The sequence below is a fragment of the Pseudomonas sp. EA_35y_Pfl2_R111 genome, from assembly GCF_963970955.1.
GTDB lineage: Bacteria > Pseudomonadota > Gammaproteobacteria > Pseudomonadales > Pseudomonadaceae > Aquipseudomonas.
The window spans coordinates 1,776,045-1,788,735 of sequence record NZ_CAXAOM010000001.1 but is presented as its reverse complement, the minus strand read 5'-3'; the positions used below and the strand labels follow the sequence as shown (position 1 = coordinate 1,788,735).

The following is a 12,691-nucleotide window of genomic DNA, read 5'->3' as shown; positions in this document are numbered from 1 at the left end:
CGTTTCGGCAGTGTTGCCGTTAACGGCGCGCCGGTACCGAGCGCGTACGGCCGCTGCCGTCGATGGCGACGAAGACGAATACCGCTTCGGTGACCTTGCGCCATTCGCTGGACAGCGGATCGTCGCTCCACACTTCGACCAGCATCTGGATCGAGCTACGGCCCACTTCCACGGTTTGCGTATAGAAGGACAGTTGCGCGCCAACCGCTACCGGCACCAGAAACGCCATGCGATCAATGGCCACGGTGGCTACGCGCCCGCCGGCTACCTTGCTAGCCATGGCCGTGCCGGCCAGGTCCATCTGTGATACCAGCCAGCCGCCGTAGATATCGCCAAAACCGTTGGTTTCACGCGGCAGCGCGGTGATCTGCAAAGCCAGGTCGCCTTGCGGAATGGGGTCTTCCTGTTCGAAATCGTGCATCGGATAGGCTCGCGGCGCGGTTGTTGTTATTGGCGCGGTGCGGGGCTTGGCGGTGGCGGCGAGTCAGGCTCTGCGGCTATCGCGGGTTGGCCCAGCAGGCCCGCGGGAGTGCGGGCGCAGCGAGTATAGCGACTCGGCAGTCGCAGGGCGACCATGGCACTTGGCCGACGGGTTCTGCTCAGCTATTTATCGACTGCGGCAAAACTTCGACAGCGTTCATCTAACTGTCACATTGCTTACATACAGTCGTCATGCGGCCTACAGATACTTGGCCCCGTTCAATCCAACACTAGTCTGCTAGGAGTAAGGCATGAAACTTAAGCGTTTGATGGCGGCCATGACTTTTGTCGCCGCTGGCGTGGCTACGGCCACTGCGGTTGCTGCTGTCGATCCGGCTCTGCCGAGCTACACCAAGACCTCCGGCGTATCGGGCAACCTGTCCAGCGTCGGTTCCGACTCCCTGGCCAACCTGATGACCCTGTGGGCTGAAGAGTTCAAAAAGGAATACCCGAACGTCAACATCCAGATCCAGGCCGCCGGCTCTTCCACTGCGCCACCCGCTCTGACTGAAGGCACCGCCAGCATGGGCCCGATGAGCCGTGCGATGAAGGATGCTGAGATCCAGGCGTTCGAAGAGAAATACGGCTACAAGCCGACTGCCGTGCCGGTGGCCATCGACGCCCTGGCGGTATTCGTACACAAAGACAACCCAATCAAGAGCCTCGACATGGCTCAGGTTGACGCGATCTTCTCCAGCACCCGCCTGTGCGGTGGCGCTACCGATATTAAAACCTGGGGTGACCTGGGCATGACCGGCGAGTGGGCTGCCAAGCCGATCCAGCTGTTCGGTCGTAACTCGGTATCCGGCACTTACGGTTACTTCAAAGAAGAAGCTCTGTGCAAAGGCGATTACAAGGCTAACGTCAACGAGCAGCCGGGTTCGGCTTCCGTGGTGCAGTCGATCTCCAGCACCATCAACGCCATCGGTTACTCGGGCATCGGCTACAAGACTTCCAGCGTGAAGACTGTTCCTCTGTCGAAGAAGGGCGGCGAAGCTTTTGACGCCAACGAAGAAAACGCCCTGGCTGGCAAGTTCCCGCTGGCTCGCTTCTTCTACGTATACGTCAATAAGGCACCGAACAAGCCGCTGAGCCCGCTGGACGCCGAGTTCGTCAAGCTGGTGCTGTCCAAGCAAGGCCAGGAAGTAGTGGTGAAAGACGGATACATCCCGCTGCCGAGCAAAGTGGCTGCGAAAACCCTGAAGGAGCTGGGCCTGGAGTAATCCCGGTATAGGCAAGGACGCCTCAGTAAGTCGCACGCCCGCCTTCGTTCACGAGAGGCGGGCGTTGCTTTGTCAAAGCGCTGTAACTTTTCTGTCACATAGGGCGGCTAGAGTTAGCGCCTCGTATAGCGACAGAAATCACTATGGCGCGCTCATGGCTGCGCAGAGACGCTCTTACCTATGAATGACTTGGCTAGTGAAACCATGACCGCCACCTCCAAATCTCTCGGGCTGGACTTCAACACTCCGGCCCTGCAGCGCAAGCGGCGTATCCGCGCGCTGAAAGATCGTTTCGCCCGCTGGGCGGTATCCATCGGTGGTATGGCCGTACTCGGCGCCATCACCCTGATCTTCTTCTACTTGGCCTACGTGGTGCTGCCGATGTTCCAGGGTGCCAGTCTGGACACTCGCAAGCCGGTGCAGGTTGCGTGGTTGAGTGAGGCTGCCGCGCCACTGCTGCTGACTCTGGAAGAACAGAATCAAATGGCCATGCGCCTGGACCAGAGCGGCAAGGTGCAGTTCTTCGATGCGAAGAAGATGCAGCCGCTGAGCAGTGTGCAGCTGCCGATCCCGGCGGAGGTGCGGATTGCTTCGGTCGGCCAGGATCAGCCCGGCAGCAACCGCGTAGCCCTCGGCCTGTCCAACGGCCAGGTGCTGGTGTTCCAGCACGTCTACAAGCTCAGCTACCCGAATGATGTGCAAACCATCACGCCGAGCATTGAGTATCCGTTCGGTGAAGCGCCGATCGAACTCGACCCTCAGGGTCGCGAGCTCGATCACATGGGCGTCAGCTTGAATAGCGGCACGCTGATGCTGGCCGGCTCCACCGGCACCGAGCTGCACGTGCTTAGCCTGGGCCGCGAAGAAAACTTGATGACTGGTGAGGTGACGCTCAGCGAAGAGCGCGTCGCTTTGCCGCAGATCGCCGAGCCGATCAAGGCGCTGATCATCGATCCACGTCACCTGTGGCTGTATGTGGTCAACGGCCGCGCTACCGCCGATGTGTTCGACATGCGCAGCAACAGCCTGAACGGTCGTTACAAGCTGCTGGAAGACGGCAAGCTGGAAGTCAGTAACGCCACCTCGCTGCTCGGCGGTATCTCGCTGATGATCGGCAACAGCAGCGGCGGTATCGCCCAGTGGTTTATGGTGCGCGAAGCGGACGGCAAGGCCGTGCTGAAGTCGATCCGTAGCTTCCAGCTGGCTGACAGTCCGATCGTGCAGATTCTCCCGGAAGAACGCCGCAAAGGCTTCTACGCCCTGGACGCCAAAGGCAATCTGGGTATCTTCCACAGCACTGCGCACCGCACCCTGCTGGTCGAACCAGTAGCCGACGGTCAAGCGCTAGCTGCTCTTTCGCCACGGGCCAACCGCCTGCTGGTGGAGAGCGATGGCCAGCTGCAGCGTTTGATCATCGACAACCCGCATCCGGAAATCTCCTGGAGTTCGCTGTGGGGCAAGGTCTGGTACGAGAACTACGACGCACCGGGCCATGTCTGGCAGTCCACCTCGGCCAGCACCGACAACGAACCCAAGCTGAGCCTTGCGCCGTTGGCCTTCGGTACCCTGAAAGCTGCGTTCTACGCCATGCTCCTGGCCGCGCCGCTGGCCATTGCTGCCGCGCTCTATACCGCCTATTTCATGGCCCCGGCGCTGCGCCGCAAGGTCAAGCCGGTGATCGAACTGATGGAAGCGCTGCCGACGGTGATCCTCGGCTTCTTCGCCGGCCTGTTCCTCGCGCCCTATGTGGAAGGTCACCTGCCGGGTATCTTCAGCCTGCTGATCTTTACCCCGATCGGCATTCTGCTGGCCGGCTACTTGTGGAGCCGCCTGCCGGAATCGATCCGCCTGAGCGTGCCGGATGGCTGGGAGTCGGCGATGCTGATCCCGGTGATTCTGCTGGTTGGCTATGTGTCGTTGGCCATGAGTGGCCATGTGGAGAACTGGCTGTTCGACGGCAATATGCGCATGTGGCTGAGCAATGACTTAGGGATTCCATTTGACCAGCGCAACGCCCTGGTGGTCGGCCTGGCCATGGGCTTCGCGGTCATCCCGACCATCTATTCGATTGCCGAAGACGCCGTGTTCAGCGTGCCGAAGAGCCTGACGTTTGGCTCCCTGGCCCTTGGTGCTACGCCGTGGCAGACCCTGACGCGTGTGGTGATCCTCACCGCCAGCCCAGGCATCTTCTCGGCGGTGATGATCGGCATGGGCCGTGCCGTGGGCGAAACCATGATCGTGCTGATGGCCACCGGCAACACCGCGATCATGGACATGAACATCTTCGAAGGTCTGCGCACCTTAGCCGCCAACGTGGCGGTGGAAATGCCCGAATCGGAAGTGGGTGGTACCCACTACCGCGTGCTGTTCCTCTCGGCGCTGGTGCTACTCGGCTTCACCTTTGTCATGAACACCCTGGCAGAGCTGGTGCGCCAGCGTCTGCGCGTCAAGTACGCCTCGCTCTAAGGTCTGGGAAGGTATATGTCCGTGAAACAGAACAACCTGAAAACCTGGTTCAAGAGCGGTACGCCGTGGATCTGGATGAATGCCGGCGCGGTGTCGATCGCGGTGATCATGACCCTGGGTCTGATGATGGTGATTGCCGTGCGCGGCCTCGGCCACTTCTGGCCGGCAGATATCGTTGAGGCCGACTACCAGATCCCTGGTCAGGAAGCCCGTGTGATGGCCGGTGAGGTCACCCAGATCGAAGAAGTGCCGCGTGCGCGTCTGGCCGCTTCCGGCTTGCCGGTGCAGGCCGAAGGCGGCGAATTTATGACCCGCGAACTGTTCAAGGTGGGTAATCGCGATGTGTATGGCGCGGACTTCACCTGGGTGGTCGGTGAGTGGCTGAGCAACCTGCGCACGCCAGAAAATCTCACGGCGCTGGAGCGCCGCGAGTGGGGCAACTTCTACGGTTACCTGGTCAACGTCAAGGAAGCTGGCGAACTGGTTGCAGAAGGCGATGCCAGCTGGCCTGCGGTGCAGGAACGCATTGAGCGCGTGGAGCAGCTGCATAAGAATTTGGTGCGCCTGGAGAAGAAAGACATCGGCCGGATCAACGCCGGTCTCGAGCGCATTCGCCTGCAAACCCGCAAACTGGAGCTGCAGGGCAAGCTGGACGACGTCGCCCAGGCTGAGCTGGATGCCGAGCGCGCGCAGTGGGATGCCGAGTACAAGGTGCTGGAAACCGAGCTGATCGCCCTCAACCAGGCGTTCAACCGCGACAGTGTCACGCTCAAGACAGTTGATGGCCGCGAAGTGACCATCAGCCTGGGTAAGGTGGTACGGGCCTTCCAGCCCAACGCCATGGATACGCTCGACAAGCTGGGCTTCTACTTCGCCAAGCTGTGGGAGTTCGTCAGCGACGACCCGCGTGAAGCCAACACCGAGGGTGGCATCTTCCCGGCGATTTTCGGCACCGTGATGATGACCCTGATCATGGCCGTGATCGTCACCCCATTCGGCGTGGTGGCGGCCATTTACCTGCGTGAGTACGCCAAGCAGGGCCCGCTGACCCGGGTGATCCGTATTGCGGTGAACAACCTGGCAGGTGTGCCTGCCATCGTTTACGGCGTGTTTGGCCTGGGCTTCTTCGTCTACGTGCTGGGTGGCTCGCTGGATCGCATGTTCTTCCCGGAAGCCGCGCCAGCGCCGACCTTCGGTACGCCGGGTCTGCTCTGGGCCTCGCTGACCCTGGCGATCCTCACCCTGCCGGTGGTCATCGTCGCCACCGAAGAAGGTCTGGCACGGATTCCACGGGCCGTGCGTGAAGGCTCCCTGGCCCTCGGCGCAACCAAGGTAGAAACGCTATGGCGCGTGGTGTTGCCAATGGCCAGTCCGGCGATGATGACTGGTCTGATCCTCGCCGTGGCCCGCGCCGCTGGCGAAGTGGCGCCGCTGATGCTGGTGGGCGTGGTCAAGCTGGCCCCGAGCTTGCCGCTCGATGGCAACTACCCGTACCTGCACCTCGATCAGAAGATCATGCACCTGGGCTTCCACATCTATGACGTCGGCTTCCAGAGCCCCAACGTCGAGGCCGCGAGGCCGCTGGTATACGCCACAGCGTTGCTGCTGGTGTTGGTGATCGTGGTGCTGAATATGGCAGCGGTTTATATCCGTAACCACCTGCGCGAAAAATACAAAGCGCTGGATCATTAATCTATTGTGTTGCCCCGGTATCTGCCGGGGCGGCCTGAATGAATTGTTAGCGTAGGGAGCATCCCATGCAGCACGAAGCACACACACACGGTATCGACATGACAGCGTTAGGCCGCGAACGTCAGGGCTTGAGCATGGCCAACGAGCAGGTGGCTATCGCTGTGCCCGGGCTGAATTTGTATTACGGCGACAAGCAGGCGTTGTTCGACGTGCAAATGACCATCCCCAAGCAGCGCGTTACCGCGTTTATCGGTCCGTCCGGTTGCGGTAAATCCACTCTGCTGCGCACCTTCAACCGGATGAACGATCTGGTCGACGGCTGCCGTGTGGAAGGTGAGATCAACCTCGACGGCAAGAACATCTACCGCAAGGGTGAAGACGTTGCCGAGCTGCGTCGCCGGGTTGGCATGGTATTCCAGAAGCCCAACCCGTTCCCCAAAAGCATCTATGAGAACGTGGTCTATGGTCTGCGCATCCAGGGCATCAACCAGAAGCGCGTGCTTGATGAAGCCGTGGAATGGGCGCTGAAAAGCGCGGCGCTGTGGGATGAAGTGAAAGATCGCCTGCATGACTCGGCACTCGGCCTGTCCGGCGGTCAGCAGCAGCGCCTGATCATTGCCCGTACGGTGGCGGTCCAGCCGGAAGTGCTGTTGCTCGACGAACCTTGCTCGGCACTTGACCCGATTTCCACGCTCAAAGTTGAAGAGCTGATCTACGAACTGAAATCCAAGTACACCATCGTCATCGTGACCCACAACATGCAACAGGCAGCGCGTGTGTCGGATTACACAGCGTTTATGTACATGGGCAAGCTGATCGAGTTTGGTGACACCGACACACTGTTCACCAACCCGGCGAAGAAACAGACAGAAGACTACATCACCGGCCGCTACGGCTGATGGCCATGCCAGAACGCGCCGGGCGGCGTTGGCGAAGCTTGCCGTACAAAATCGTACTGTCTGCGCTTCGCCGCCTTGCCGGGCACGCTCTGGCAAAGCCCATCCTATGCAGAGACGTTTCGGTTAATTCAAGGGTTTGCACATGATCAACAAAGAAAACCTTACTCAGCATATCTCCCAGCAATTCAACGCCGAGCTGGAGGAGGTGCGCAGCCACTTGCTGGCCATGGGTGGCCTGGTTGAGAAGCAGGTCAACGACGCGGTTACCGCGTTGATCGATGCCGACTCCGGCTTGGCTCAGCAGGTGCGCGAGATCGATGACCAGATCAATCAGATGGAGCGCAATATTGACGAAGAGTGCGTACGCATTCTTGCCCGTCGCCAGCCGGCCGCGTCTGACCTGCGCTTGATCATCAGCATCTCCAAGTCCGTCATCGATCTTGAGCGCATCGGCGACGAGGCCACCAAGATCGCCAAGCGCGCCATCCTGCTGTGTGAGGAAGGCGAGGCGCCGCGTGGCTACGTGGAAGTGCGGCATATCGGTGATCAGGTGCGCAAGATGGTGCAGGAGGCGCTGGACGCCTTCGCTCGCTTCGATGCCGACCTGGCGTTGTCGGTGGCGCAGTACGACAAGACCGTCGACCGCGAATACAAGACCGCGCTGCGTGAGCTGGTGACCTTTATGATGGAAGATCCACGCTCGATCTCGCGCGTGCTCAACATCATCTGGGCCCTGCGTTCCCTGGAGCGCATCGGCGACCACGCACGCAATATCGCCGAACTGGTGATCTATCTGGTGCGCGGTACCGATGTGAAGCACATCGGTCTAACCCGCATGCAGGAAGAAGTGCAGGGCATCAACAAAGGCAACTGAACCGTTTTGCACGGGCGGTGCCGAGGCGCTGCCCGCGCAGAAAAATACCCGGATCTTGATATAGGCGGTATTTCGGTTGGCCTTTGGCCAGTAGCCGTGACTATGCTTAAGGCCATGACAACGGGAGTGGCCGATGAGCAAAGTCAGTGTGCTGGTGGTGGACGACGCAACCTTTATCCGCGATTTGGTAAAAAAGGGTTTGCGCGACCACTTCCCAGGCATCCAGATCGAGGAAGCGGTAAATGGGCGCAAAGCCCAGCAAATGCTGACTCGCCAGCCGGTTGACCTGATTCTTTGTGATTGGGAAATGCCGGAAATGTCTGGCCTGGAGCTGCTCACCTGGTGCCGCGAGCAGGACAGCCTGAAGATCGTCCCCTTCATCATGGTCACCAGTCGCGGTGACAAGGAAAACGTAGTACAGGCGATCCAGGCCGGCGTTTCCGACTTTATCGGCAAGCCATTCTCCAATGAGCAACTGACCACCAAGGTGAAGAAGGCCCTCAGCCGTGCCGGCAAATTGCAGACCCTGATGTCCAGTGCTCCGCCGAAAATGCTTAGCAGCGGCGCGTTCGCCAATGACTCGCTGTCTGCCCTGACCGGCGGCAAAGCCGATGTGGTCAAACCCGCAGCAGGGCCGGCAGTGCAAGCCGCTGCTGCCTTTGCTGGCAAACCTGCCGCCAAAGCACCTGCCGCCAGCGCGCCTAGCGGCCGTGGCCAGGGCCAGTTACGTTTGCCTGGCGGTGCCACCATGTCTTGCGTGATCAAAGCGCTGAGCCTCAAGGAAGCGCTGCTGGTGGTCAAACGCACGGAGGTATTGCCGCAGGTGCTGGAAAGCGCGGTGCTCGATCTGGAACAGGGCGAGGCGGCGGAAACCGCACGGCTTAATGGCTACTTGCATGCCGTTGCGGCCTTCGAGCCAAAACCGGACAGCGAGTGGCTGCAACTGACCTTCAGATTTGTTGACCGCGACCCGCAGAAGCTCGACTACATCTCCCGGCTGATCGCCCGGGGTACGGCGCAGAAGCATTTCAGCCCCGGCGCATAGGTTGGCTTGAGTGCACAGATTAGGTTGAGGCGCTTAGCGACGGAGCCTGACGAGCGGTGGCAGACGCACCGCCGAAGTCAGCTTGATCATCACTCCATGTCATTTTTATCTGTTGTATGTCGCTGCAGCCCTGATGCAATAAAAGGTGGGAATCTGGCAAGCCATACCGACCGATGGCGGTGAGCCGGTTCACAGCCTGGCCCTCGTTACCTCGCGCGCAGGCGGTAGCGCTGCTAATCTCAACGATCCGGACAGACAAACCATAAGATCCGAGTCGTTATGCTAGGGCGTCTGATACTTCTCTGCAGTTTGTTGACCCTTGCCGGCCAGGCAGCGGCGTTGACTATTTATAAGTACACCGATGCTAATGGTGTGGTCACCTATACCGACCAGGCCGCGCCCGGTGCGCAGGTGTTCGTGTTTCGCGACCGCATGGTCGAGCGCCTGGATAACCAGGTAAAGCTGGAAACCAAAAAGCACGAAGCCGGTGAAACCCTATTGGTGCGTAACGACCTGTTTGCCCCCGTGCAGATTGAGCTGCGCCTGGAGGCCACTGACAATGTCACCGGTGTGCCGAACAAGCCGATCAGCTGGGTGCTGCCGCCGCGTAGCAATATCCGCCTCGCTACCCTGGCCCCACGTGATGCCAGCAAGCCCATGCGCTACACCCCCAAGTTGCGCTACGCCATGGGTGATCCGCGCTTGCTGCCGACGCAGAAGAGCTACCCGCTGCCGTGGCGTGGTGGCCCGTTCCGCCTGACGCAGGGCGCCAACGGCAAGTACAGTCACTTCACTCCGAAAGGCCGCTACGCCATGGATATCGCCATGCCCGAAGGCACGCCAATCGTTGCGGCGCGCGGTGGTATCGTGGTGAAAACCGAGAATCAGCAAAGCGGTCGCGGCAACAACCCGTCCGGCAACTATGTGCGCGTCTTGCACGACGACGGCACCATGGGCGTTTATCTGCACCTGATGAAGGGCTCGGTTGCAGTCAGGGAAGGCACTCGCATCAACGCTGGCAGCATGCTCGCGCGCTCCGGCAATACCGGCAACAGCACCGGCCCGCACCTGCACTTCGTGGTGCAGCGCAATGTCGGCCTGGCGCTTGAATCGATTCCCTTCAATTTCGCCCAGCCGGTCAACAGCCTGCCCAACTTTGCAGTGGGTGGGGAATAGGTAGGGGCGAAGCCGGGCGGGCGTAAGGCGGGTTAAGCGCAGCGCTACCCACCAGCTGCGTCGGTGCCTCAATCCAGCTTCAGCACCTTGGCCAGCACGATCTTCGGGCCTTTCATCTTCTTCACGATGATCCGCAGGCCGTCGACGTCCAGCACTTCCTCTTCCTCGGGCATGCGCTTGAGGGTGTCGTAGATCAGCCCGGCAAGGGTTTCCGCTTCGACGTGATCAAGATCGACCCCGAGCAGGCGTTCGACCTTGGCCAGCGGCGTGTCGCCGCGCACCAGCAGCTTGCCCGGCTGGTAGGCGAGGATGCCGCGTTCGGCCTTGCGGTGTTCGTCCTGAATATCGCCGACCAGCGCTTCCAGCACGTCTTCCATGGTCAGGTAGCCGATCACTTTGCCGTCGGCCTCTTCGACCAGGGCAAAGTGCGAGCCGCCCATACGGAATTGTTCCAGCAGGCTGGACAGCGGCATATGCCGGCCGACCCGTTCGACCGGGTGCATCAGGTCGGCCAGCTTCAGCGCCGAGGGCAGCATTTCCAAGAGCGACAGGTGAAGCAGTAAATCCTTGATATGCAGCACGCCGACGTACTCGCCGCTGGTGTCGTCGTAGACCGGGTAGCGACTGTACTTGTGCCGGCGAAACACGCTGAAGACTTCATCCAGGGCGGCGTTCAGCGGTAGGTAGACCAGGTCCTCGCGGGAGTTGGCCCAGTCCACGACTTCCAGCTCGCCCAGCTCTACGGCCGAGGCCAGCACGCGCATGTCCTGATCACTGGGGTCACTGGCGCGGCTGGAGTGGAGGATCAGCTTGAGTTCATCGCGGCTGTAATGATGTTCATGGTGCGGCCCCGGCTCGCCCTGGCCGGCAATGCGCAGAATGGCGTTGGCACTGGCGTTGAGCAGGAAGATCGCCGGGTACATGGCCCAGTAGAACAGATACAGCGGCACGGCCGTCCACAGCGACAGCAGCTCCGGTTTGCGAATCGCCCAGGACTTGGGGGCCAGCTCGCCGACCACGATATGCAGGTAGGAAATGATCGCGAAGGCGGTAAAGAAGGCGATGCCGTGCACCAGTTTGGGCGACTCGATACCTATGGCGGCGAGCAGCGGTTCGAGCAGGTGGGCAAAGGCCGGTTCGCCGACCCAGCCGAGGCCCAGCGAAGCCAGGGTGATACCCAGTTGGCAGGCTGAGAGGTAGGCGTCCATCTGGTTGTGCACGGTGCGCAGGATATGCCCGCGCCAGCCGTGGGCTTCAGCCAAGGCATCGACCTTGGTGGCGCGCAGGCGAACAATGGCAAACTCGGCGGCAACGAAAAAGCCATTGAGTAGCACTAGAAACAGGGCGAAGAGGACGAGGCCGAAATCGGCGAAATAGGTGCTGGCGACGTAACTCGTGGAGGGGTCCATAGGGGGTTCGGGTAGTGAATGACCGCTAAAGGGTGGGGGCAGAGAGCCGGCTTTGCAAGTACGCCGCGGCTACTGGCCGCGCCGTACTACCTGCAGGGTGGGGAAGTGGCAGGTGAAGGTGCTGCCCTTGCCGAGGTTGCTGACGATATCCAGCCGTGCGCGGTGCCGCAGGAGTACATGCTTGACGATGGCCAAGCCCAGGCCGGTGCCGCCGGTGTTGCTGGCGCGGCTGGAGTCCACCCGGTAGAAACGCTCGGTCAGGCGCGGCAGGTGCCGGGCTTCAATGCCCAGGCCGCTGTCCCGCACGGCCAAGTGCGCCCCCTGTTCATCACCCCACCAGCGGATGTGGATATCACCTTCGTCCGGGGTGTATTTCACCGCATTGAACACCAGGTTGGAGAAGGCGCTACGCAGCTCTGTTTCGCTACCCTTGAGTTTGAGGTGCGGGTCGGCGTCCAGGCTAATGCGGTGGTGACGTTCGCCAGAGAGCGCCTGGGCATCGTTCTTGATGCTCAGCAGCAGCAGGTCAACGGCCACTGGCTGGTTGTCCGAGGGATAGTCGGTGGCTTCCAGCTTGGCCAGCAACAGCAGGTCATTCAGCAGGTTCTGCATGCGTCCACCTTGCTGCTGCATCTGCTGCAAGGCACGCAGCCAGCGCGGATTAACATCCTCTACGTTATCCAGCAGGGTTTCCAGGTAGCCGGCGATCACTGTCAACGGCGTGCGCAGTTCGTGGGAGACATTGGCGACGAAGTCCTTGCGCATCTGCTCCAGCTGATACAGGCGGGTGATGTCGCGCACCAGCATCAGGTGTTCGCGGTTGCCGTATTGGGTGATATGAAACTGCAGGCGCAGGCGGTCGCTGACCGGTGAAGGCAGCTCCAGTGGCTCGTTGTAATTGTGGTTTTCGAAATATTCGATAAAGCGCGGGTCGCGCACCAGATTGGTGATCTGCTGGCCGCTGTCCTGCGGAGTTTTCAGGCCCAGGAGTTTTTCCGCGGCGATGTTCCACCACTCCAGGTTGCCGTCGCGGTCGAGCATGATCACCGCATCTTTCAGCGCGGCGGTGGATTCCTGCACACGGTCGATCACGGCCTGCAGGCGGCCACGGACTTTTTGATCGCGGCGTTGCAGGTGATAGATGCTGTCGAACACTTCGCCCCACAGGCCGTAACCATCGGGCGGCGCTTCGTCACCCTGGCGGGTGCGCAACCACTTGTGCAGACGCAGCAGTTGTTGCAGGTGCCAGCCGAGGTAGCCGGCCAAGCCGAGCAGCAGGGTCCAGGCGTATTCGCCAGTGATCAGCCCGAGCAGCAGGCAGGCACCGGCCAGAAGCAGCAAGTGGCGTATCAGGGGGCCGCGCCAGTCTTGATTCAATTCAAACTCATCCGCCAATCAATCCTTTATGCAGGTCAGGTATACAACCT

The 12,691-nt window shown here is 60.7% G+C and carries 10 protein-coding genes; 7 read left to right on the top strand and 3 right to left on the bottom strand.

Going from position 1 to position 12,691, the window contains the following annotated elements; all coding sequences use genetic code 11:
- Nucleotides 1-19 precede the first annotated feature (19 nt).
- Entirely contained in the window at nucleotides 20-421 is a 402-nt protein-coding gene (locus AACY25_RS08430) for an acyl-CoA thioesterase (RefSeq protein WP_339409128.1), read from the bottom strand.
- Between the two features lie 310 nt (nucleotides 422-731).
- Between AACY25_RS08430 and AACY25_RS08425 the strand changes: the two genes are divergently transcribed.
- From AACY25_RS08425 to AACY25_RS08395, 7 genes are all read left to right on the top strand, one after another.
- The gene (locus tag AACY25_RS08425) at nucleotides 732-1,703 is read left to right on the top strand and encodes a PstS family phosphate ABC transporter substrate-binding protein (protein ID WP_339409127.1); all 972 of its coding nucleotides are present in this window, start codon (nucleotides 732-734) and stop codon (nucleotides 1,701-1,703) included.
- A 180-nt stretch (nucleotides 1,704-1,883) separates the two neighbouring features.
- Nucleotides 1,884-4,169: a phosphate ABC transporter permease gene (locus AACY25_RS08420; RefSeq protein WP_339523703.1), complete on the top strand. Its 2,286-nt coding sequence runs from the start codon at nucleotides 1,884-1,886 to the stop codon at nucleotides 4,167-4,169.
- Nucleotides 4,170-4,184: 15 nt separating this feature from the next.
- On the top strand, nucleotides 4,185-5,861 hold the full coding sequence (gene pstA / locus AACY25_RS08415) for a phosphate ABC transporter permease PstA (protein ID WP_339523702.1): 1,677 nt from the start codon (nucleotides 4,185-4,187) through the stop codon (nucleotides 5,859-5,861).
- A gap of 65 nt (nucleotides 5,862-5,926) precedes the next feature.
- Nucleotides 5,927-6,760, top strand: coding sequence for a phosphate ABC transporter ATP-binding protein PstB (pstB, locus tag AACY25_RS08410; RefSeq protein ID WP_339409124.1), 834 nt, complete (start codon nucleotides 5,927-5,929; stop codon nucleotides 6,758-6,760).
- A 142-nt stretch (nucleotides 6,761-6,902) separates the two neighbouring features.
- The gene (gene phoU / locus AACY25_RS08405) at nucleotides 6,903-7,634 is read left to right on the top strand and encodes a phosphate signaling complex protein PhoU (protein ID WP_339409123.1); all 732 of its coding nucleotides are present in this window, start codon (nucleotides 6,903-6,905) and stop codon (nucleotides 7,632-7,634) included.
- A 133-nt stretch (nucleotides 7,635-7,767) separates the two neighbouring features.
- Complete coding sequence (locus AACY25_RS08400) at nucleotides 7,768-8,679, top strand: response regulator (protein ID WP_339523700.1); 912 nt, start codon at nucleotides 7,768-7,770, stop codon at nucleotides 8,677-8,679.
- Nucleotides 8,680-8,958: 279 nt separating this feature from the next.
- Nucleotides 8,959-9,855 (top strand): peptidoglycan DD-metalloendopeptidase family protein, encoded by an 897-nt coding sequence (locus tag AACY25_RS08395; protein WP_339523699.1) that lies wholly within the window; start codon nucleotides 8,959-8,961, stop codon nucleotides 9,853-9,855.
- 68 nt (nucleotides 9,856-9,923) lie between these two features.
- Here the strand turns inward: AACY25_RS08395 and AACY25_RS08390 are convergent, their stop codons facing one another.
- Together AACY25_RS08390 and phoR are read right to left on the bottom strand one after the other, a co-directional pair.
- The gene (locus tag AACY25_RS08390) at nucleotides 9,924-11,264 is read right to left on the bottom strand and encodes a hemolysin family protein (protein WP_339523698.1); all 1,341 of its coding nucleotides are present in this window, start codon (nucleotides 11,262-11,264) and stop codon (nucleotides 9,924-9,926) included.
- Nucleotides 11,265-11,333: 69 nt separating this feature from the next.
- The gene (gene phoR / locus AACY25_RS08385) at nucleotides 11,334-12,641 is read right to left on the bottom strand and encodes a phosphate regulon sensor histidine kinase PhoR (protein ID WP_339523696.1); all 1,308 of its coding nucleotides are present in this window, start codon (nucleotides 12,639-12,641) and stop codon (nucleotides 11,334-11,336) included.
- Between the last annotated feature and the right edge of the window lie 50 nt (nucleotides 12,642-12,691).

Bases quoted from the DNA above. Each gene is read 5' to 3' on its own strand.
- AACY25_RS08430 (WP_339409128.1), bottom strand. From the start codon at position 421: ATGCACGATTTCGAACAGGAAGACCCCATTCCGCAAGGCGACCTGGCT.
- AACY25_RS08425 (WP_339409127.1), top strand. From the start codon at position 732: ATGAAACTTAAGCGTTTGATGGCGGCCATGACTTTTGTCGCCGCTGGC.
- AACY25_RS08420 (WP_339523703.1), top strand. From the start codon at position 1,884: ATGAATGACTTGGCTAGTGAAACCATGACCGCCACCTCCAAATCTCTC.
- pstA (WP_339523702.1), top strand. From the start codon at position 4,185: ATGTCCGTGAAACAGAACAACCTGAAAACCTGGTTCAAGAGCGGTACG.
- pstB (WP_339409124.1), top strand. From the start codon at position 5,927: ATGCAGCACGAAGCACACACACACGGTATCGACATGACAGCGTTAGGC.
- phoU (WP_339409123.1), top strand. From the start codon at position 6,903: ATGATCAACAAAGAAAACCTTACTCAGCATATCTCCCAGCAATTCAAC.
- AACY25_RS08400 (WP_339523700.1), top strand. From the start codon at position 7,768: ATGAGCAAAGTCAGTGTGCTGGTGGTGGACGACGCAACCTTTATCCGC.
- AACY25_RS08395 (WP_339523699.1), top strand. From the start codon at position 8,959: ATGCTAGGGCGTCTGATACTTCTCTGCAGTTTGTTGACCCTTGCCGGC.
- AACY25_RS08390 (WP_339523698.1), bottom strand. From the start codon at position 11,264: ATGGACCCCTCCACGAGTTACGTCGCCAGCACCTATTTCGCCGATTTC.